Source organism: Streptococcus mitis (genome assembly GCF_002096755.1).
In the GTDB taxonomy this organism is placed as follows: domain Bacteria; phylum Bacillota; class Bacilli; order Lactobacillales; family Streptococcaceae; genus Streptococcus; species Streptococcus mitis_AC.
In genome coordinates this window covers 93,463-112,334 of sequence record NZ_NCVF01000018.1, presented here as the reverse complement: position 1 = coordinate 112,334, position 18,872 = coordinate 93,463, and the positions used below count along the sequence as shown (strand labels likewise).

21 protein-coding genes are annotated in these 18,872 nt (G+C 42.7%); 19 read left to right on the top strand and 2 right to left on the bottom strand.

Features of this window, described 5'->3' with window-relative positions:
* Positions 1 to 10: 10 nt before the first annotated feature.
* Genes gtfA through asp5 form a run of 4 tightly spaced genes read left to right on the top strand, consistent with a single transcriptional unit; the run spans position 11 to position 3,262 of the window.
* Entirely contained in the window at positions 11 to 1,522 is a 1,512-nt protein-coding gene (gene gtfA, locus B7700_RS01920; RefSeq protein WP_084886762.1) for an accessory Sec system glycosyltransferase GtfA, read from the top strand.
* Positions 1,515 to 2,852, top strand: coding sequence for an accessory Sec system glycosylation chaperone GtfB (gene gtfB, locus B7700_RS01915; RefSeq protein ID WP_084886760.1), 1,338 nt, complete (start codon positions 1,515 to 1,517; stop codon positions 2,850 to 2,852). The genes gtfA and gtfB overlap by 8 nt, the downstream gene beginning before the upstream one ends.
* Before the next feature lies 1 nt (position 2,853).
* Positions 2,854 to 3,033 carry an accessory Sec system protein Asp4 gene (gene asp4, locus B7700_RS01910; protein ID WP_001287962.1) on the top strand — a complete coding sequence of 60 codons (180 nt, stop codon included), beginning with the start codon at positions 2,854 to 2,856 and terminating at the stop codon, positions 3,031 to 3,033.
* 4 nt (positions 3,034 to 3,037) lie between these two features.
* On the top strand, positions 3,038 to 3,262 hold the full coding sequence (asp5, locus tag B7700_RS01905) for an accessory Sec system protein Asp5 (protein WP_000569971.1): 225 nt from the start codon (positions 3,038 to 3,040) through the stop codon (positions 3,260 to 3,262).
* 50 nt (positions 3,263 to 3,312) lie between these two features.
* Here the strand turns inward: asp5 and B7700_RS01900 are convergent, their stop codons facing one another.
* The gene (locus tag B7700_RS01900; protein ID WP_000028189.1) at positions 3,313 to 4,266 is read right to left on the bottom strand and encodes an aromatic acid exporter family protein; all 954 of its coding nucleotides are present in this window, start codon (positions 4,264 to 4,266) and stop codon (positions 3,313 to 3,315) included.
* Positions 4,267 to 4,333: 67 nt separating this feature from the next.
* Positions 4,334 to 5,539 carry a serine/threonine transporter SstT gene (gene sstT, locus B7700_RS01895; RefSeq protein WP_020902997.1) on the bottom strand — a complete coding sequence of 402 codons (1,206 nt, stop codon included), beginning with the start codon at positions 5,537 to 5,539 and terminating at the stop codon, positions 4,334 to 4,336.
* A gap of 151 nt (positions 5,540 to 5,690) precedes the next feature.
* On the opposite strand from sstT, the gene B7700_RS01890 reads away from it, so the two are divergent.
* The 15 genes from B7700_RS01890 (at position 5,691) to B7700_RS01820 (ending at position 18,871) form a co-directional block, all read left to right on the top strand.
* Entirely contained in the window at positions 5,691 to 6,251 is a 561-nt protein-coding gene (locus B7700_RS01890) for a mechanosensitive ion channel family protein (RefSeq protein ID WP_020902998.1), read from the top strand.
* A 57-nt stretch (positions 6,252 to 6,308) separates the two neighbouring features.
* Positions 6,309 to 7,214, top strand: a complete 906-nt coding sequence (locus tag B7700_RS01885; protein ID WP_000242267.1) for a magnesium transporter CorA family protein — start codon at positions 6,309 to 6,311, stop codon at positions 7,212 to 7,214.
* A 16-nt stretch (positions 7,215 to 7,230) separates the two neighbouring features.
* Positions 7,231 to 7,758, top strand: a complete 528-nt coding sequence (locus tag B7700_RS01880) for a YqeG family HAD IIIA-type phosphatase (RefSeq protein ID WP_000234217.1) — start codon at positions 7,231 to 7,233, stop codon at positions 7,756 to 7,758.
* 2 nt (positions 7,759 to 7,760) lie between these two features.
* Entirely contained in the window at positions 7,761 to 8,867 is a 1,107-nt protein-coding gene (gene yqeH, locus B7700_RS01875) for a ribosome biogenesis GTPase YqeH (protein WP_000391192.1), read from the top strand.
* A gap of 211 nt (positions 8,868 to 9,078) precedes the next feature.
* The gene (yhbY, locus tag B7700_RS01870) at positions 9,079 to 9,390 is read left to right on the top strand and encodes a ribosome assembly RNA-binding protein YhbY (RefSeq protein ID WP_084886757.1); all 312 of its coding nucleotides are present in this window, start codon (positions 9,079 to 9,081) and stop codon (positions 9,388 to 9,390) included.
* Positions 9,391 to 9,441: 51 nt separating this feature from the next.
* Positions 9,442 to 10,071 (top strand): nicotinate-nucleotide adenylyltransferase, encoded by a 630-nt coding sequence (locus tag B7700_RS01865; protein WP_084886755.1) that lies wholly within the window; start codon positions 9,442 to 9,444, stop codon positions 10,069 to 10,071.
* Positions 10,071 to 10,664, top strand: coding sequence for a bis(5'-nucleosyl)-tetraphosphatase (symmetrical) YqeK (gene yqeK / locus B7700_RS01860; protein WP_084886754.1), 594 nt, complete (start codon positions 10,071 to 10,073; stop codon positions 10,662 to 10,664). Before B7700_RS01865 ends, yqeK begins: the two co-directional genes overlap by 1 nt.
* Positions 10,665 to 11,165, top strand: a complete 501-nt coding sequence (locus B7700_RS01855; RefSeq protein ID WP_070481848.1) for a cysteine hydrolase family protein — start codon at positions 10,665 to 10,667, stop codon at positions 11,163 to 11,165.
* Positions 11,166 to 11,177: 12 nt separating this feature from the next.
* Positions 11,178 to 11,531 carry a ribosome silencing factor gene (gene rsfS, locus B7700_RS01850; RefSeq protein ID WP_084886751.1) on the top strand — a complete coding sequence of 118 codons (354 nt, stop codon included), beginning with the start codon at positions 11,178 to 11,180 and terminating at the stop codon, positions 11,529 to 11,531.
* 110 nt (positions 11,532 to 11,641) lie between these two features.
* Positions 11,642 to 12,382, top strand: a complete 741-nt coding sequence (locus tag B7700_RS01845) for a class I SAM-dependent DNA methyltransferase (protein WP_084886749.1) — start codon at positions 11,642 to 11,644, stop codon at positions 12,380 to 12,382.
* Between the two features lie 9 nt (positions 12,383 to 12,391).
* Complete coding sequence (locus B7700_RS01840) at positions 12,392 to 13,489, top strand: nucleotidyltransferase (RefSeq protein WP_084886747.1); 1,098 nt, start codon at positions 12,392 to 12,394, stop codon at positions 13,487 to 13,489.
* Between the two features lie 211 nt (positions 13,490 to 13,700).
* Positions 13,701 to 15,314, top strand: coding sequence for a ribonuclease Y (locus B7700_RS01835; protein ID WP_000404936.1), 1,614 nt, complete (start codon positions 13,701 to 13,703; stop codon positions 15,312 to 15,314).
* A gap of 129 nt (positions 15,315 to 15,443) precedes the next feature.
* A complete protein-coding gene (gene gmk, locus B7700_RS01830; RefSeq protein ID WP_000775041.1) occupies positions 15,444 to 16,070 on the top strand; it encodes a guanylate kinase in 627 nt (208 codons plus the stop codon).
* 24 nt (positions 16,071 to 16,094) lie between these two features.
* Positions 16,095 to 16,409, top strand: coding sequence for a DNA-directed RNA polymerase subunit omega (rpoZ, locus tag B7700_RS01825; RefSeq protein ID WP_000979235.1), 315 nt, complete (start codon positions 16,095 to 16,097; stop codon positions 16,407 to 16,409).
* Positions 16,410 to 16,474: 65 nt separating this feature from the next.
* Positions 16,475 to 18,871, top strand: coding sequence for a primosomal protein N' (locus B7700_RS01820; RefSeq protein ID WP_000150598.1), 2,397 nt, complete (start codon positions 16,475 to 16,477; stop codon positions 18,869 to 18,871).
* Position 18,872: the final 1 nt, after the last annotated feature.

Here is an 18,872-nt window from a genome sequence, read left to right as displayed (position 1 = left end):
AGGAGAAAATATGACAATTTACAATATAAATTTAGGAATTGGTTGGGCTAGTAGCGGTGTAGAATACGCCCAAGCCTATCGTGCTGGTGTTTTTCGGAAATTAAATCTGTCCTCTAAGTTTATCTTTACAGATATGATCTTAGCTGATAATATTCAGCATTTGACAGCCAATATTGGTTTTGATGATGAGCAAGTGATCTGGCTTTATAATCATTTTACAGATATCAAGATTGCGCCGACTAGCGTGACAGTGGATGATGTCTTAGCTTACTTTGGTGGTGAAGAAAGTCACAGAGAAAAAAATGGCAAGGTTTTACGTATCTTCTTTTCTGACCAAGATAAGTTTGTCACCTGTTATTTGGTTGATGAGAACAAGGACTTGGTCCAATACGCGGAGTATGTCTTTAAAGGAAAACTGATTCGTAAAGATTACTTTTCTTACACTCGTTATTGTAGCGAGTACTTTGCTCCCAAGGACAATGTTGCAGTCCTATATCAACGAACTTTTTATAATGAAGACGGGACTCCGGCCTATGATATCTTGATGAATCAAGGGAAGGAAGAAGTTTATCGTTTTAAGGATAAGATTTTCTATGGAAAGCCAGCTTTCATGCGTGCTTTTATGAAATCCTTGAATTTGAACAAGTCTGATTTGGTCATTCTGGATAGGGAGACAGGCATTGGTCAGGTTGTGTTTGAGGAAGCACAGGCCGCGCATCTAGCGGTAGTTGTTCATGCGGAGCATTATAGTGAAAATGCTACAAATGAGGACTATATCCTTTGGAATAATTACTATGACTATCAGTTTACCAATGCGGATAAGGTTGACTTCTTTATCGTATCAACTGACAGACAAAAGGAAGTGTTGCAAGAGCAATTTGCCAAATATACCCAGCACCAACCAAAGGTTGTTACCATTCCTGTAGGAAGTATTGATTCCTTGACTGAGTCAAATCAAGGACGTAAGCCATTTTCTTTGATTACCGCTTCACGTCTTGCCAAAGAAAAACACATTGACTGGTTGGTTAAGGCGGTCATTGAAGCTCGTAAGGAAATTCCTGAATTAACCTTTGATATCTATGGTAGCGGTGGGGAGGATTCTCTGCTCAGAGAAATTATTGCATCTCATCAGGCTGAGGATTACATCAAGCTCAAGGGACATGCGGAACTTTCGCAGATTTATAGCCAGTATGAGGTCTATTTGACGGCTTCTACCAGTGAAGGATTTGGTTTGACCTTGATGGAAGCTATTGCTTCAGGTCTACCACTAATCGGTTTTGATGTGCCTTATGGTAATCAGACCTTTATAGAAGATGGGCAAAATGGTTATCTGATTCCAAGTTCATCTGACCATGTAGAAGATCAAATCAAGCAAGCTTATGCGGCTAAGATTTGTCAATTGTATCATGAAAATCGTTTGGAAGCTATGCGTGCCCATTCTTATCAAATTGCAGAAGGTTTCTTAACCGAAGAAATTTTAGAAAAGTGGAAGAAAACAGTAGAGGAGGTGCTCCATGATTGAACTTTATGATCGTTATAGTCAGGAAAGTCGAGATTTACATGAAAGTCTAGTCGCTACTGGTCTTTCTCAACTTGGAGTGGTCATCGATGCAGATGGTTTTCTGCCTGATGGTCTGGTATCTCCTTTTACTTATTATCTAGGTTATGAGGAGGGAAAACCTCTCTATTTTAACCAAGTATCTGTTCCAGCTTTTTGGGAAATTTCAGGAAATAATCAGTCTGCTCGTATTGAAGATATGACGCAGGAGAGAGCCGTTATTCATTATGCTGATGGAATGCAGGCCCGCTTGGTAAAACAGGTAGATTGGAAAGACCTGGAAGGTAGAGTCCGTCAGGTTGACCATTACAATCGCTTCGGAGCTTGCTTTGCTACAACGACCTATAGCGCAGATAGTGAGCCAATCATGACGGTTTACCAAGATGTCAATGGCCAGGAGGTTTTACTTGAAAACCACGTAACGGGTGATATCTTATTGACCTTACCTGGTCATTCCATGCGTTACTTTACCAATCGAGTAGAATTTATCACCTTCTTTTTGCAAGATTTGGAGCTAGATAAGCATCAGATTGTCTTTAATACTTTAGCGACTCCTTTTTTGGTTTCCTTCTATCATCCAGATAAGTCTGGCTCAGATGTTTTGGTTTGGCAGGAACCTCTCTATGATGCCATTCCGGGCAATATGCAGTTGATTTTGGAAAATGATGATGTGCGTACTAAGAAAATCATCATTCCAAACAAGGCGACTTATGAGCGCGCTTTAGAGTTGACTGACGAGAAATACCATGATCAGTTTGTGCACTTGGGTTACCATTACCAGTTTAAACGCGATAATTTCCTAAGACGAGATGCCTTAATCTTGACTAATTCCGATCAGATTGAGCAAGTAGAAGCAATCGTAGAAGCCTTGCCTGATGTCACTTTCCGTATCGCAGCGGTGACAGAGATGTCTTCTAAGCTCTTAGATATGCTTCGCTATCCTAATGTGGTACTTTATCAGAACGCTAGTCCACAGAAGATTCAGGAGTTGTATCAACTATCGGATATTTATTTGGATATCAATCACAGCAATGAGTTGTTGCAGGCAGTGCGTCAGGCCTTTGAGCACAATCTCTTGATTCTGGGATTCAACCAAACGGTACACAATAGACTCTATATCGCTCCTGATCATCTATTTGAAAGTAGTGAAGTTTCTGCTTTGGTTGAGACCATTAAACTGGCTCTTTCAGATGTTGATCAAATGCGTCAGGCACTTGGCAAACAAGGCCAACATGCCAACTATGTTGACTTGGTGCGATATCAGGAAACCTTGCAAACTGTTTTAGGAGGCTAACATGTCAGAGGAAGATTTATTTTACAAAGACGTTGAAGGCCGCATGGAAGAGTTGAAACAAAAACCCATCAAGAAGGAAAAAGAAACCCGAGGGGAAAAGATTAGTAAGACTTTTTCACTCTTACTGGGTTTGATGATTCTGATTGGTTTGCTCTTTACTTTGCTGGGAATTTTGAGGTAGATCTATGATTGAAATACTAATTGTTTTAGCTATTATCCTATCTCTTGCTTTGATTGTATTGGTAACTATACAACCCCGTCAAAATCAACTATTTTCCATGGATGCCACTAGTAATATTGGTAAACCAAGTTACTGGCAGAGCAACACCTTGGTAAAGGTGCTCACCTTATTGGTGAGTTTGGCCTTATTTGTCTTATTACTAACCTTTATGGTGCTAACTTACAAATAAAAGAAAACTTCAGATATTCACTTTTGGTGATTGGTCTGAAGTTTTCTTTTTTACTGTCCATATTTTTGGTAAAAATCAACTTTTACTTGGATGAAGGTTTTGGCCTCGCGTAGGAGTTGAAGAAGGGTGGCGCGGGTTTCAAATTCTTCTCTTGTCTTGGGTAGACTACGGTTCCGGAAGACTTCCAGATAGCGTTCAATTTCATCTAGCAAATCAGAAGCAGGATTGGTCTGGCTCAGTTGAGCTGCAATTTTTGAAAAGAGTTGGGCCAAAATCAGGCTCTCACTGGCAGCTAGGTGACAGGTGTTGATGTGCTGGGCCATGTTTCGCAGGATACGACTTTGTCGCTGTCTCATCTCAAAGTAGTGGATATGGTAATCAGTCTGGTGAAAGAGGTGGTCAGAGTGATCCAAATAGACCAGTCTGAGGGCTTCTTCCAAAAGGGTGTCCAATTCTTCAACTAACTGTGCTCGGTTGCGTCCATCCCCTCTGGATAAATAATATTTGAAGCGCTGGAGAATATCTTTTAACTTTTCTTCTACCAATGTGTGGTAGTGATGAATTTCCTCTTCTCGTGAAGGCATGTAGAGATTAACCAGTAAGGCAAATCCTGTACCGATAGCAAAGAGAAGGAATTCATTGACTAGGAGGTCTGGAGAGGTTGACTTTTGCACCAAGAGATGGCTAACCAAAACGCTACTTGGTGTGATGCCAATTTCCCAGCCCATCTTGTAGGCTAGAGGCACATAGAGGGCTAGATAGAGGCCGAGGCTCCAGATATGAAATCCGCTCAAGTGAAAAGCCAGAACTCCGATAACCAAAGCTAGAAGCATGGAAAAGAGGCGATTTCGGGCCAGTTTTAAGGTACTTCTACGGGTATCGGATAGGCTCAAGAGGGCGATGATTCCAGCCGAGACAGCTGAGGAGAGATTGAGAAAGTAAGCAAGAAGGCAGGCAAGACAGGTAGCTAAGATGAGCTTAGTCGTACGTTGGCTAATAGACATAAGGATTTCCTAGTAAGTTATAATAAAAGCGGAAAAGACAAGACCTGAGCAGGCTTGTCTTTATGAGTTATTTTTTACGGGCTGCTGCGTATTCGGCAACAGCAGTAAAGAGGACATCTGTTGAAGAGTTAAGGGCTGTTTCACATGAGTCTTGGATGACCCCAATCACAAATCCAACCCCAACAACTTGCATGGCAATATCGTTAGAAATACCAAAAAGGCTACAAGCAACTGGGATAAGAAGGAGGGATCCTCCGGCAATACCAGAAGCACCACAGGCTGAGATTGCTGCTACTACACTGAGGACAAAGGCTGTGGCAAAGTCAACAGGGATTCCCAAAGTATTTACTGCAGCAAGGGTTAAAACGTTAATAGTAATCGCTGCCCCTGCCATGTTGATAGTAGAACCAAGTGGGATAGAAACAGAATAGGTATCTGGATCCAGACCGAGGTCGTGGCAAAGTTTCATGTTGACAGGGATGTTAGCCGCAGAACTACGAGTGAAGAAGGCTGTAACACCGCTGACACGCAAACATTTCCAAACGAGGGGATAAGGGTTTCTCTTCATAAAGAGGAAGGCAATCAATGGATTGACAACCAGAGCGACAAAGAACATAGTTGTCACCAAGAGGGCAAGCAAGATTCCGTAGTTAGCTAGGCTTCCGATTCCCTTATCAGAGATGGTTTTGAAGACAAGACCAAGGATACCAAATGGAGCTAGATTGATGATCCATTCGACAATCTTAGAAGTCACATCAGCCATAGTTTTCAGCAATTCTTTACTATTTTTGCTGGCCTCTCTCATAGCAATCCCGAAAACAACTGCCCAAGATAAGATACCGATGTAGTTAGCAGTAACGAGGGCATTGACTGGATTGTCAACCAGTTTGAGCAAGAGATTGCTGAGGACCTGGCCAATTCCATCTGGTGGTGCGATTTCTGTATTGGCACTATTTAAGGTAATCTCAACAGGGACGATGAAGCTTGCTAGGACAGCAACAAGTGCCGCTGCAAAGGTTCCCACCAAGTAAAGGAGGATAACCGTTTTCATGTTGCTATCTTGACCCTTTTGATGTTGGGAAAGGGCATTGGCAACGAGGGCAAAGACTAGAATAGGTGCGATGGCTTTGAGGCCACCAACAAAGAGATCTCCAAGTAAACCAATTCCTGAAATGTTAGGAAGTGTCAGCCCTAGGGTTCCTCCAATAAGCATACCAATCAAAATCCGTTTGATTAGGCTTGCCTTATTCCAAGCATGAATGATTTTTTTCATAACAATCTCCTTTGTTGTGTAATGTTTATGATTATAGTATAAATATGAGCTAAAATCAAGAATTTTCTGTCTATTTTGGCTATTATTTTTGAATATTTATGGAGATTCATCACTTGTGAAAGTATGGTATAATAAATGAAAGGAGTTTTCTATGCAAGAATTTATTCAAACCTACCTCAATAAGCTTGATATAACAACGATTATTGAGAATATCTTAACCAAGTTAATTTCTCTGTTATTTCTATTTTTGCTATTCTATATAGCTAAGAAACTACTTCATACCATGGTGCAGAGAATTGTTAAACCTTCTTTAAAAATGTCTCGCCACGATGTCGGGCGTCAGAAAACCATCTCACGTTTATTAGAGAATGTGTTTAATTATACCCTCTATTTCTTTTTACTTTACTGTATCTTGTCTATTTTGGGCTTGCCAGTCTCTAGTTTGCTGGCAGGTGCTGGGATTGCTGGGGTAGCTATTGGTATGGGAGCCCAAGGCTTTCTGTCTGATGTCATCAATGGCTTTTTCATCCTCTTTGAACGTCAACTGGATGTGGGAGATGAGGTCGTTTTGACAAATGGTCCTATTACCGTATCGGGCAAGGTTGTCAGTGTCGGCATTCGAACAACGCAACTCAGAGGAGAAGATCAGGTTCTGCACTTCGTTCCCAATCGGAATATCACCGTCGTCAGCAATTTCTCACGCACAGACTAGACCTGTTATTTTAAGTAATTTGTGGTACAATAGAAAGAGTTTAATAAAGGAGAAAAGATGGTTTTAGAAAAGCAGTTGGGCAATGGTTGTACCTGGATAGACCTTGATGTGGATAAGATTAAAAATATGGAAGATCTTTCTGACATCTATGGATTGGACAAGGAAACCATTGAGTATGCTCTGGATAGAAATGAACGAGCTCATATGGATTATAACCGTGAAACGGAGACGGTAACCTTTATTTATAATGTTCTTGATTTAGAAAAAGACAAAGAATATTATGAAGCGATTCCCATGACCTTTATCGTCGAAAGACAACGAATGATTACCATCAGCAACCATAAGAATGCTTATGTCATTGATCAGATGTCAGCTTATCTGGATAGCCATGAGTCGCTTTCTATTTACAAGTTTCTCTTTGCTGGTTTAGAGATTATCAGTAACGCTTATTATCCTGTCATTGAAGAGATGGATAAAAGTAAGGACGAAATTAGTGCCTTGCTACGTCAAACTACAACAAAGAAAAATCTCTTCGCCCTCTCTGACTTGGAGACTGGTATGGTTTACTTGACAGCAGCAGCAAAACAAAATCGACTCCTCTTGGAACATATCCAGGGCCATGCTCTTTATCGGAGATTTAATGATGTCGAACGAGAGCAGTTTGATGATGCCATGATTGAAGCCCATCAGTTGGTGTCTATGACAGACTTGATTTCTCAAGTCTTGCAACAACTCTCAGCTTCTTACAACAACATCCTAAACAATAACTTGAATGATAGTTTGTCAATTTTGACTATTATCTCCGTCTTACTAGCAGTACTTGCGGTTATTACAGGTTTCTTCGGAATGAATGTTCCTCTACCATTTACAGAAGAGCCAAATGCTTGGATTTATATCTTAATGACTAGCTTGATTTTATGGGTGGCCTTATCTCAATGGCTGAAGAAAATTACTAGAAAATAAAAGAAAAGGAGCCAAAATGGTGATTGAAAACTACATGCCAGACTTTGCTGTGGAAGCAGTCTATGATCTGACAGTCCCAAGCCTGCAGGCGCATGGAATCAAGGCTGTTTTGGTCGATTTGGACAATACCCTCATTGCTTGGAACAACCCTGACGGGACGCCAGAGATGAAGCAATGGCTACATGATCTTCGGGACGCGGGCATTCGCATCATTGTGGTATCAAATAACACTAAAAAACGCGTCCAACGAGCAGTTGAGAAATTTGGGATTGACTACGTTTATTGGGCTCTGAAGCCCTTCACATTTGGGATTGACCGTGCCATGAAGGAATTTCATTATGAGAAAAGTGAAGTGGTCATGGTTGGCGACCAGCTCATGACAGATATACGAGCAGCCCACCGTGCAGGCATTCGCTCGATTTTAGTCAAACCCTTGGTCCAACATGACTCGATCAAAACGCAGATCAACCGAGCTCGTGAGCGCCGTGTGAAGCGAAAAATCACTGAAAAGTACGGACCGATTACATATAAAAAAGGAATTTAACTATGGAAGAAATTCTCTGTATTGGTTGTGGAGCAACCATTCAGACGACAGATAAGGCTGGTCTTGGTTTTACCCCCCAGTCGGCACTTGAAAAAGGTTTGGAAACTGGCGAAGTCTATTGCCAACGCTGTTTCCGTCTCCGCCACTATAATGAAATCACGGATGTCCAGTTGACGGACGATGATTTCCTCAAGCTCTTGCACGAGGTGGGAGACAGTGATGCCTTGGTAGTTAATGTCATTGATATCTTTGATTTTAATGGCTCTGTTATCCCAGGCTTGCCACGTTTTGTCTCGGGCAATGATGTCCTCTTGGTGGGAAATAAAAAAGATATCTTGCCCAAGTCTGTTAAACCAGGCAAGATTAGCCAGTGGCTCATGGAACGTGCCCACGAAGAAGGACTTCGTCCAGTCGATGTCGTCTTAACTTCGGCCCAAAACAAACATGCTATTAAGGAAGTCATTGACAAGATTGAACACTACCGTAAGGGTCGTGATGTTTATGTGGTCGGTGTGACCAACGTTGGAAAATCAACTCTAATCAATGCTATTATCCAAGAAATTACGGGTGATCAGAATGTCATCACGACTTCGCGCTTCCCAGGGACAACCTTGGACAAAATCGAGATTCCGCTTGATGACGGTTCTTATATCTACGATACACCAGGGATTATCCACCGTCACCAGATGGCTCACTACTTGACGGCCAAAAACCTCAAGTATGTCAGTCCTAAAAAGGAAATCAAACCTAAAACCTATCAGCTCAATCCTGAACAAACCCTGTTTTTAGGAGGTCTCGGACGTTTTGACTTTATATCAGGAGAAAAACAAGGATTTACTGCTTTCTTTGACAATGAACTCAAACTCCATCGTACCAAACTTGAAGGCGCTAGTGCTTTCTACGATAAGCACGTCGGAACCCTTCTGACACCGCCAAATAGCAAGGAAAAAGAAGATTTTCCAAAATTAGTCCAGCATGTATTTAATATTAAGGAGAAGACTGACCTAGTCATCTCAGGCCTAGGCTGGATCCGCGTAACAGGAACTGCCAAAGTCGCCGTCTGGGCACCAGAAGGCGTCGCAGTCGTCACACGAAAAGCAATTATTTAAAATGAAATCACTGAGCGAACAAAGTGAGCTCATAAAGAGATAGTTATTGCCGTGGTGTCTTGCCAATCATTAGATTGGCAAGGGGCACAATTGAGACCAAGGCTCAATTGTGAGGCCAGGAAATCCATTTTTCAAAGATGAGATCTTTGGAAAATTAGTTCCGACCGTCCCTCACTACCTAAAATAACTATCAAAAAATAAGGAAGAAATTATGTCATTAACATCAAAACAACGTGCCTTCCTCAACAGTCAGGCACACACCCTCAAACCCATCATCCAAATCGGGAAAAATGGACTTAACGACCAAATCAAAACCAGTGTCCGTCAGGCTCTTGACGCCCGCGAATTGATTAAAGTAACGCTCTTGCAAAACACAGATGAAAATATCCACGAAGTAGCTGAAATCTTGGAAGAAGAAATCGGTGTGGATACTGTCCAAAAGATTGGACGCATCTTAATCTTGTTTAAACAATCCAGCAAGAAAGAAAATTGCAAGATTTCTAAGAAAGTCAAAGAAATTTGACCCCCATACTCCAAACAACTGTTTTTACAGAGAAATAAAGGAGACTAGCCTATGGCAATCGAACTATTGACTCCCTTTACCAAGGTAGAGTTGGAGCCAGAAATCAAGGAGAAAAAACGCAAACAAGTCGGGATTTTAGGGGGGAATTTTAACCCTGTTCACAATGCCCATCTCATCGTTGCGGACCAAGTACGCCAGCAGTTAGGACTGGATCAAGTTTTGCTCATGCCTGAGTACCAACCTCCTCACGTAGATAAAAAGGAAACCATCCCTGAACACCATCGTCTCAAGATGCTTGAATTGGCGATTGAGGGGATTGAAGGTCTGGACATTGAAACAATCGAGCTAGAGCGCAAGGGCATTTCTTATACCTACGACACCATGAAGCTTCTAACTGAGAAGAATCCAGATACAGATTATTACTTTATCATCGGTGCCGACATGGTAGACTATCTGCCCAAGTGGTACCGAATTGATGAATTGGTTGACATGGTTCAGTTTGTAGGGGTTCAGCGCCCACGCTACAAGGCAGGGACTTCCTATCCCGTTATCTGGGTGGATGTGCCTCTCATGGATATCTCGTCTAGTATGGTGCGTGACTTCCTTGCCCAAGGACGAAAACCCAACTTTCTCCTACCTCAGCCGGTGCTAGACTACATCGAGAAGGAGGGGCTCTACTGATGGCCTATCAAGACTATATCAACTGTTCCCGTGAGGCTTTGTTGGAAAAAATGGCAGAGCTTCTACCTGAAAAACGCTTAACCCATTGCTTGGGTGTGGAGCGTGCAGCCATAGAGCTAGCAGAACGATTCGGAGTTGATGCTGAGAAAGCTGGTCTAGCAGGTCTTCTTCATGACTATGCTAAGAAGTTGTCAGATCAGGAATTTCTAGACTTGATTGACCGTTACCAGCTAGACCCTGACCTCAAAAACTGGGGCAATAATGTCTGGCATGGTATGGTTGGCATCTACAAGATTCAAGAAGATTTGGATTTGCATGATCTAGAAATCTTACGAGCTATTGAAATTCATACAGTCGGTGCTGGTCAGATGACAGATCTAGATAAAGTCATCTACGTTGCAGACTATATCGAGCATAACCGTGCCTTTCCAGGAGTGGATGTGGCGCGTGAAATTGCGAGTCTATCGCTCAATAAGGCAGTGGCCTACGAAACAGCTCGAACTGTGGAGCATCTAGCTCATCAGAGATTCCCCATCTATCCCCAAACCCTTGAAACCTATAACGCCTTTGTGCACTATTTGAAAGAGGACTAAATGAAGACGGCTTTTATAATCATTGATGTTCAGAATATTTTAGTGGAAACCGGTTTTCAGACAAATAGTCTATTGGAAAAAATTTCTTATTTACAAAATCAGGCTAGAAGTAAGAATATAGAAATTATCTATGTTCAACATATTGAGAATCCTGAAGCCCAAACATCAGAAGATTGGCAGTTATCTGCGCTTTTAAATCGAAAACCTGATGAAAAGGTCTTTCAGAAGAAGTATAATAGTATTTTCAAAGAAACTGGTTTAAAAGAATACTTGGATAAACAGGGGATTGAAAAATTAGTCTTATGTGGCATGCAGACAGAATATTGTGTGGATACCTCTGTCAAGGTCGCCTTTGAATATGGCTATAAGCTTATTATTCCAGAAGGTGCTGTCACAACCTTTGATGGGAATGATATTCCAGCAGAAACGATAAATGAATTTTATGAGGACATTTGGGAGGGGCGCTTTGCAGATGTCCTAGATTACAAACATATTTTCTAGAAAGAGGACTAAATGAACGAAAAAGAATTACTAGAACTAGTCGTGAAAGCGGCGGATGAGAAACGTGCAGAGGATATCCTTGCACTTGATGTACAAGATTTGACCAGTGTGACAGACTATTTTGTTATTACTAGCTCAATGAATAGCCGTCAGTTGGACGCTATCGCTGATAATATCCGTGAAAAAGTAGCTGAAGCAGGCTTTAAAGGAAGTCACATCGAAGGTGATGCAACTGGAGGCTGGGTTTTGCTGGACCTAGGTTCTGTTGTCGTGCATATCTTCTCAGAAGAAATGCGTGCCCATTATAACCTAGAGAAGCTATGGCATGAGGCGAATTCAGTAGATATTTCAGAAGCTCTTGCTTAGAAGATGAACTCAGTTGTAGTCAACTGGGTTTCTTTGCTTATTTTAGAAAATTGATGGAAAGGTAAAGAGCGAGTGGTTGTTTGCCATGGAGGCTCTTGGTATCATGTTTTATGGCAACTTATGAAACCTTTGCGGCGGTCTATGATGCGGTCATGGACGATAGTTTATACGACAAATGGACGGATTTTTCTCTGCGTCACTTGCCTAAAACCAAGGAGAGAAAGAAACTCTTGGAATTGGCTTGTGGGACAGGAATTCAATCGGTGCGCTTCTCTCAGGCTGGTTTTGACGTGACTGGACTTGACTTGAGTGGGGATATGTTGAAGATTGCTCAGAAGAGAGCGGCTTCAGCCAAACAAAAGATTGACTTTATTGAAGGTAATATGCTGGATTTGTCCAAAGCAGGTCAATATGATTTTGTCACGTGTTATTCGGACTCAATCTGCTACATGCAGGATGAGGTGGAAGTAGGGGATGTTTTTAAGGAAGTGTATAATGCCCTTAATGAAGATGGAGTTTTTATCTTTGATGTGCATTCGACCTACCAGACAGACGAAGTTTTTCCAGGCTATTCTTATCATGAAAATGTAGAAGATTTTGCAATGCTATGGGATATCTACGAGGATGTAGCGCCTCACTCTATCGTTCATGAGTTGACTTTCTTTATCAAGGAAGAGGATGGGTCCTTTAGTCGCCACGATGAAGTGCATGAGGAGCGGACTTATGAGGTCTTGACCTATGATATTTTGCTGGAACAGGCTGGTTTCAAGTCCTTCAAACTCTATGCCGACTTTGAGGACAAGGAACCAACAGAAACCAGTGCCCGTTGGTTTTTTATCGCACAGAAGTAGGAGATCACTATGACCATCACAGGTATTATAGCCGAGTTCAATCCTTTTCATAATGGGCATAAATACCTGCTAGATCAGGCTGATGGACTGAAAATCGTGGCTATGTCAGGAAATTTCATGCAACGTGGTGAGCCAGCCATTGTGGATAAGTGGACAAGGGCCCAGATGGCACTGGAAAATGGCGCAGACTTGGTAGTGGAATTGCCATTTTTAGTCAGTGTTCAAGCAGCAGATTTCTTTGGTCAAGGAGCTGTGGATATCTTAGCTCAGTTAGGGATTGATAACTTAGCCTTTGGGACGGAGGAAGTTCTGGATTACCAGAAAATCGCTGATTTATACACAGAGAAAGGTGCTGAGATGGAGGAATTTGTGGAAAATCTGTCTGATTCCCTCTCTTATCCTCAGAAAACTCAGGTCATGTGGAAGGAATTTGCTGGTCTTGATTTTTCAGGCAATACGCCCAATCATGTCCTTGCTCTTGCTTATGCCAAGGCGGTTGCGGGACGAAACATCAAACTTTATCCGATTCAGCGTCAGGGGGCTGGTTACCATTCTGTGGATAAGGATGTGGATTTTGCTTCGGCGACAGCTCTGCGTCAGCATCAGTCAGACCAAGATTTCTTAGAACGCTTTATGCCTTCTGTTGCTCTTTTTGAGCAGGCCAGTAAGGTGAGCTGGGATGACTATTTTCCTATGCTCCGCTATCAAATCTTGTCAAATCCCGACCTAACCACCATCTATCAGGTCAATCAAGAAATGGCTGTGCGCATTAAGGAAGCTATTAAGATAGCTCAGTCTGTTGACGAATTGGTCGAGTTAGTGACTACCAAACGTTATACCAAGGCGCGTGTACGACGCCTCTTGACTTATATCTTAGTGCAAGCTAGAGAAAGTGACTTGCCAGAAGCCATTCATGTTCTTGGCTTTACCGAAAAAGGCAGAAAGCATCTCAAGTCTCTGAAAGGGCAGGTCAATCTAGTCAGCCGAATTGGAAAAGAACCTTGGGATCCCATGACCCAAAAAGCAGACCAGATTTATCAACTGGGAAAACCAAGTATAGCAGAGCAGAATTTTGGCAGAGTGCCGATTAGAATAGAAACAAACTAAGTCTACTGAAAGGTAGGCTTTTTTAAATTTTTGCTGACGTTACGGATTCTAAGTAATAAAGGTTATCCAGATAAATTCAGGGAGCTAAACTCCAAATTCACGCTAAATTCCTCAAAACATATTCTATTTTAGGTTTGTGAAAATCACTTTTTTATGGTAGAATGTAAAAGAATGTATGTCATTCGGAATAACAATAAAATGAGGTAAAAACATGGAAATCATGTCGCTTGCGATTGCTGTTTTTGCCGTCATCATTGGTTTAGTCATTGGATATGTCAGCATCTCAGCTAAGATGAAATCATCTCAGGAAGCTGCAGAGTTGATGCTTTTAAATGCTGAACAAGAAGCAACTAATTTACGTGGACAAGCTGAACGTGAAGCCGATTTACTTGTTAATGAAGCTAAGCGTGAAAGCAAGTCTCTTAAAAAAGAAGCACTATTGGAGGCCAAAGAAGAAGCCAGAAAATACCGTGAAGAAGTGGACGCTGAATTCAAATCAGAACGTCAAGAACTCAAACAAATCGAAAGTCGTTTGACAGAGAGAGCTACTAGCCTTGATCGTAAGGACGACAATTTGACGAGTAAAGAACAAACACTTGAACAAAAAGAACAAAGTATTTCTGATAGAGCGAAAAACCTTGATGCGCGTGAAGAGCAATTAGAGGAAGTCGAAAGACAAAAAGAAGCAGAACTAGAGCGTATTGGTGCTCTGTCTCAGGCAGAAGCACGAGATATTATCTTGGCACAGACAGAGGAAAACTTGACCAAGGAGATTGCTAGCCGCATTCGCGAAGCTGAGCAAGAGGTCAAGGAACGTTCTGACAAAATGGCTAAGGACATCTTGGTTCAAGCTATGCAACGTATCGCTGGTGAATATGTAGCGGAGTCAACAAACTCAACGGTTCATCTGCCAGACGATACTATGAAGGGACGCATTATTGGTCGTGAAGGTCGTAACATTCGTACCTTTGAAAGTTTGACAGGGGTTGATGTGATTATCGACGATACACCAGAAGTGGTGACCTTGTCAGGATTTGATCCGATTCGTCGTGAGATTGCCCGTATGACTATGGAAATGTTGCTCAAGGATGGTCGTATCCACCCAGCTCGTATCGAAGAGTTGGTTGAGAAAAACCGTCAAGAGATTGACAATAAAATTCGTGAATACGGTGAGGCAGCAGCCTATGAGATTGGTGCGCCAAACCTTCATCCAGACTTGATGAAGATTATGGGACGTCTGCAGTTCCGTACTTCTTATGGACAAAATGTCTTGCGTCATTCGATTGAGGTTGCTAAGTTGGCTGGTATCATGGCTAGTGAGCTTGGTGAAAACGCGGCTCTTGCCCGTCGTGCCGGATTCCTTCACGATATCGGGAAAGCTATTGACCGCGAGGTTGAGGGTAGCCACGTTGAAATCGGTATGGAATTGGCTCGTAAGTACAAGGAACATCCAGTTGTGGTGAATACGATTGCTAGCCACCACGGTGATGTCGAAGCAGAAAGTGTCATTGCAGTGATCGTTGCTGCGGCAGATGCTTTGAGTGCAGCCCGTCCAGGTGCTCGTAGTGAGTCTCTTGAAAGCTACATCAAGCGTCTTCATGATTTGGAAGAAATTGCGAATGGCTTTGAAGGGGTACAAACTAGCTTTGCCCTTCAAGCAGGACGTGAAATCCGCATCATGGTCAATCCAGGACAAATCAAGGACGACAAAGTCACAATCTTGGCTCACAAAGTTCGTGAGAAAATTGAAAACAATCTCGATTACCCAGGAAATATCAAGGTAACCGTGATTCGCGAGCTTCGTGCAGTAGATTATGCTAAATAAATAAGAAAGAGCAGTTGAAAAATTACTGCTTTTTTGTTACACTAGATAGAAAGACTGTAAAGGATAATCTGGCTTTTTGTCATTATTCTAGAGAAATGTTATTTCACAGACTGACTAAAAGGAGACACAATGGCAGACCGAGGCTTACTAATCGTTTTTTCTGGTCCTTCAGGAGTTGGAAAAGGAACGGTTAGGAGAGAGATTTTTGAGAGTTCTGAAAACCAATTTCAATACTCTGTATCGATGACGACACGCGCACAACGTCCTGGAGAAGTGGACGGTGTTGACTATTTCTTCCGTACTCGAGAAGAGTTTGAAGAGCTGATTCGTCAAGGACAGATGTTGGAATACGCAGAATATGTCGGCAACTACTATGGAACTCCCCTGACCTATGTCAATGAAACCTTGGACAAGGGAATCGATGTTTTCCTTGAAATTGAGGTTCAGGGCGCTCTTCAGGTCAAGAAAAAGGTTCCAGATGCTGTCTTTATCTTCCTGACACCACCAGATTTGGATGAATTACAAGACCGCTTGGTAGGTCGTGGAACAGATAGTGCAGAAGTGATTGCCCAACGAATCGAAAAAGCCAAGGAAGAAATTGCGCTTATGCGTGAGTATGATTATGCGATTGTCAACGATCAGGTGCCCCTAGCTGCTGAGCGAGTCAAACGTGTTATCGAAGCAGAGCACTTCCGTGTGGACCGTGTCATTGGTCACTATCAGGAGATGTTACCAAAATCTCCAACTACCCGATAAAATTTAGAAAATAGGTACAAGCAAATGATGTTAAAACCCTCTATTGATACCTTGCTCGACAAGGTTCCGTCAAAATATTCACTCGTAATCTTGGAAGCAAAACGTGCCCACGAATTGGAAGCAGGTGCGCCAGCAACTCAAGGTTTTAAGTCTGAAAAATCAACTCTTCGCGCTTTAGAAGAAATCGAATCAGGAAACGTTACAATTCACCCAGATCCAGAAGGAAAACGTGAAGCAGTGCGTCGCCGTATCGAAGAAGAAAAACGTCGTAAAGAAGAAGAAGAAAAGAAAATCAAAGAGCAAATCGCTAAAGAAAAAGAAGATGGTGAAAAAATTTAAGGTTGGGGGGACTCAATCTTATTTTTTCTATTGCAAGAATATACTGACAAGGAGGAGGTGAGGAGATGACTATAGCCAAGATTATCGTAGATGTTCCCTTGATGCAGACAGACCAGCCCTATAGTTACAGAATTCCTGAGGAATTTGAGGGAATGTTGGAAGTTGGAATGCGGGTACATGTGCCCTTTGGTAAGGGGAATCGCCTGATTCAAGGGATTGTTCTTGGTTTGGAGTCTCAAGTGGATGAAGAAGGGGCAAGTCAAGATTTAAAAGATATTGCTGAGGTGTTGGATTTTTCTCCTGTTCTCACGAAAGAACAACTCTGGCTGGCTGAGGAGTTACGCAAATCTGTTTTCTCCTACAAGATCTCCATCCTCAAGACTATGTTACCAGGGTTTCTGAACTCCAGCTATGACAAGATTCTCTATCCTCTGGCAGGTCTGAGTCAGGAAGACCGAGGGCGCTTGTTTGGTTCAGAAGATTCGCTTGCCTTTTCTTCTCTAGACCTTGCCAAACAAGCCGAAATGATGCGTTTGACTAGAAAAGGCCTGCTTGGTCTGGAATATCAGGCGATTGACCAAAAGAAGGTCAAGACCCAGTCTTGGTATGAGGTGAATCTTGCTCAATTAGAAAGTGTTGAGATTTCCTCTCGTGCTAAGAAAAAGTTGGAACTGAGAGATTATTTGCTGTCTCATCCAGAGAGTGCTTCTTTGGCTAGTTTGTTAGAGTCCTACTCACGGGAGCAAGTTAACTTCTTTGTGGAACAAGGTGCTGTTACCATAGTCCAAAAGGAAGTGCAACGCTCGGCTGCTTATTTTGAAGGCATTGAAGCAAGTCAGCCTTTGGAGTTGAATCCAGGGCAAAGGCAGGCGCGTGATGCGGTTGTCAGTGCGATTGGCAGTCATCAGCCTCCTTTCCTCCTTCAAGGGATTACAGGAAGTGGGAAGACCGAGGTTTACTTGCAGATTATCCAAGGGGCTTTGGATAAGGGCAAGACAGCCATTTTGCTGGTGCCTGAGATTTCCTTGACTCCTCAGATGACGGAGCGTTTTATCGCTCGTTTTGGTGAGAAAGTGGCCATTCTTCACTCAGGCTTGTCCAATGGTGAAAAGTATGACGAATGGCGCAAGGTTGAGCGTGGAGACGCTCAAGTTGTTGTTGGCGCCAGATCTGCCATCTTTGCTCCGCTGAAAAATCTGGGTGTTATGATTATCGATGAGGAGCATGAAGCAACTTATAAGCAGGATAGTAATCCTCGTTACCATGCCAGAGAAGTAGCCATTTTACGGGCTCAGTATAATCAAGCAGCTCTGGTACTTGGGTCTGCGACACCGAGCTTAGAGAGCCGTGCGCGGGCTGGAAAAGGCGTTTATCAACACTTACGTCTGACCCAACGAGCCAATCCTTTGGCTAGGATCCCTGAGGTTCAAGTAATTGACTTTCGAGACTATATCGGACAAAATGAGACGTCAAACTTTACGCCTCCTTTGCTAGAAGCCATCCAAGACCGTCTGGATAAAAAAGAACAGGTGGTTCTCATGCTCAATCGCCGGGGCTATTCTAGCTTTGTCATGTGTCGGGAGTGTGGGACGGTGGATACTTGTCCTAACTGTGACATTTCCTTGACCTTGCATATGGATACCAAGACCATGAACTGCCATTATTGTGGTTTTTCGAAGGATATTCCTCACGTTTGCCCCAACTGTAAGAGTCGCAGTATTCGTTACTATGGGACGGGGACACAGAAGGCTTATGACGAGCTGGCAGAACTCTTTCCGCAAGCCCGTATTTTGCGGATGGATGTGGACACGACTCGTAAGAAAGGTAGTCACCAAGCTCTTCTTGACCAGTTTGGACGAGGAGAAGCAGATATTTTACTAGGTACTCAGATGATTGCCAAGGGATTGGATTTTCCCAATGTGACTTTGGTCGGAGTTCTAAATGCCGATACAGCCTTGAATCTGCCTGATTTCCGTTCTTCTGAGAGAACCTTCCAGCTCTTGACTCAGGTGGCAGGCCGTGCAGGTCGTGCTGAAAAAGCTGGTCAGGTCTTGATTCAGTCTTACAATCCGCAGCACTATGCTATTCGATTTGCCAAGGATCAGGACTACGAAGGCTTTTATGCCTATGAAATGGGAATTAGACGACAACTTGGTTATCCACCTTACTATTTCACCATTGGAATTACCCTTTCTCACAAGAAGGAAGAAGAGGTGGTCAAACGTGCCTATGAAGTCATGAATATTTTGCGGTCAGGTTTGTCTGAAACCAGTGACATCCTTGGGCCGACGCCAAAACCGATTGCTCGTACCCACAACCTCTATCATTACCAGATTTTGATTAAATACCGTTTAGAAGATGAGCTAAGTCCGACCCTCAACCAGGTCTTGGCCTTGACTCAAGAACGGGAAAATAGTGAGCTCCGTCTCAGCATTGACCATGAGCCGCAGCAATTTTTATAAG

Coding starts and splice junctions, on each gene's coding strand:
- B7700_RS01885 (WP_000242267.1), top strand. CDS start 6,309: ATGGTTTTAGAAAAGCAGTTGGGCAATGGTTGTACCTGGATAGACCTT.
- rsfS (WP_084886751.1), top strand. CDS start 11,178: ATGAACGAAAAAGAATTACTAGAACTAGTCGTGAAAGCGGCGGATGAG.
- B7700_RS01890 (WP_020902998.1), top strand. CDS start 5,691: ATGCAAGAATTTATTCAAACCTACCTCAATAAGCTTGATATAACAACG.
- B7700_RS01880 (WP_000234217.1), top strand. CDS start 7,231: ATGGTGATTGAAAACTACATGCCAGACTTTGCTGTGGAAGCAGTCTAT.
- yqeH (WP_000391192.1), top strand. CDS start 7,761: ATGGAAGAAATTCTCTGTATTGGTTGTGGAGCAACCATTCAGACGACA.
- B7700_RS01865 (WP_084886755.1), top strand. CDS start 9,442: ATGGCAATCGAACTATTGACTCCCTTTACCAAGGTAGAGTTGGAGCCA.
- asp4 (WP_001287962.1), top strand. CDS start 2,854: ATGTCAGAGGAAGATTTATTTTACAAAGACGTTGAAGGCCGCATGGAA.
- yqeK (WP_084886754.1), top strand. CDS start 10,071: ATGGCCTATCAAGACTATATCAACTGTTCCCGTGAGGCTTTGTTGGAA.
- B7700_RS01855 (WP_070481848.1), top strand. CDS start 10,665: ATGAAGACGGCTTTTATAATCATTGATGTTCAGAATATTTTAGTGGAA.
- rpoZ (WP_000979235.1), top strand. CDS start 16,095: ATGATGTTAAAACCCTCTATTGATACCTTGCTCGACAAGGTTCCGTCA.
- sstT (WP_020902997.1), bottom strand. CDS start 5,539: ATGAAAAAAATCATTCATGCTTGGAATAAGGCAAGCCTAATCAAACGG.
- B7700_RS01900 (WP_000028189.1), bottom strand. CDS start 4,266: ATGTCTATTAGCCAACGTACGACTAAGCTCATCTTAGCTACCTGTCTT.
- gmk (WP_000775041.1), top strand. CDS start 15,444: ATGGCAGACCGAGGCTTACTAATCGTTTTTTCTGGTCCTTCAGGAGTT.
- gtfB (WP_084886760.1), top strand. CDS start 1,515: ATGATTGAACTTTATGATCGTTATAGTCAGGAAAGTCGAGATTTACAT.
- asp5 (WP_000569971.1), top strand. CDS start 3,038: ATGATTGAAATACTAATTGTTTTAGCTATTATCCTATCTCTTGCTTTG.
- B7700_RS01820 (WP_000150598.1), top strand. CDS start 16,475: ATGACTATAGCCAAGATTATCGTAGATGTTCCCTTGATGCAGACAGAC.
- B7700_RS01840 (WP_084886747.1), top strand. CDS start 12,392: ATGACCATCACAGGTATTATAGCCGAGTTCAATCCTTTTCATAATGGG.
- gtfA (WP_084886762.1), top strand. CDS start 11: ATGACAATTTACAATATAAATTTAGGAATTGGTTGGGCTAGTAGCGGT.
- B7700_RS01845 (WP_084886749.1), top strand. CDS start 11,642: ATGGCAACTTATGAAACCTTTGCGGCGGTCTATGATGCGGTCATGGAC.
- B7700_RS01835 (WP_000404936.1), top strand. CDS start 13,701: ATGGAAATCATGTCGCTTGCGATTGCTGTTTTTGCCGTCATCATTGGT.
- yhbY (WP_084886757.1), top strand. CDS start 9,079: ATGTCATTAACATCAAAACAACGTGCCTTCCTCAACAGTCAGGCACAC.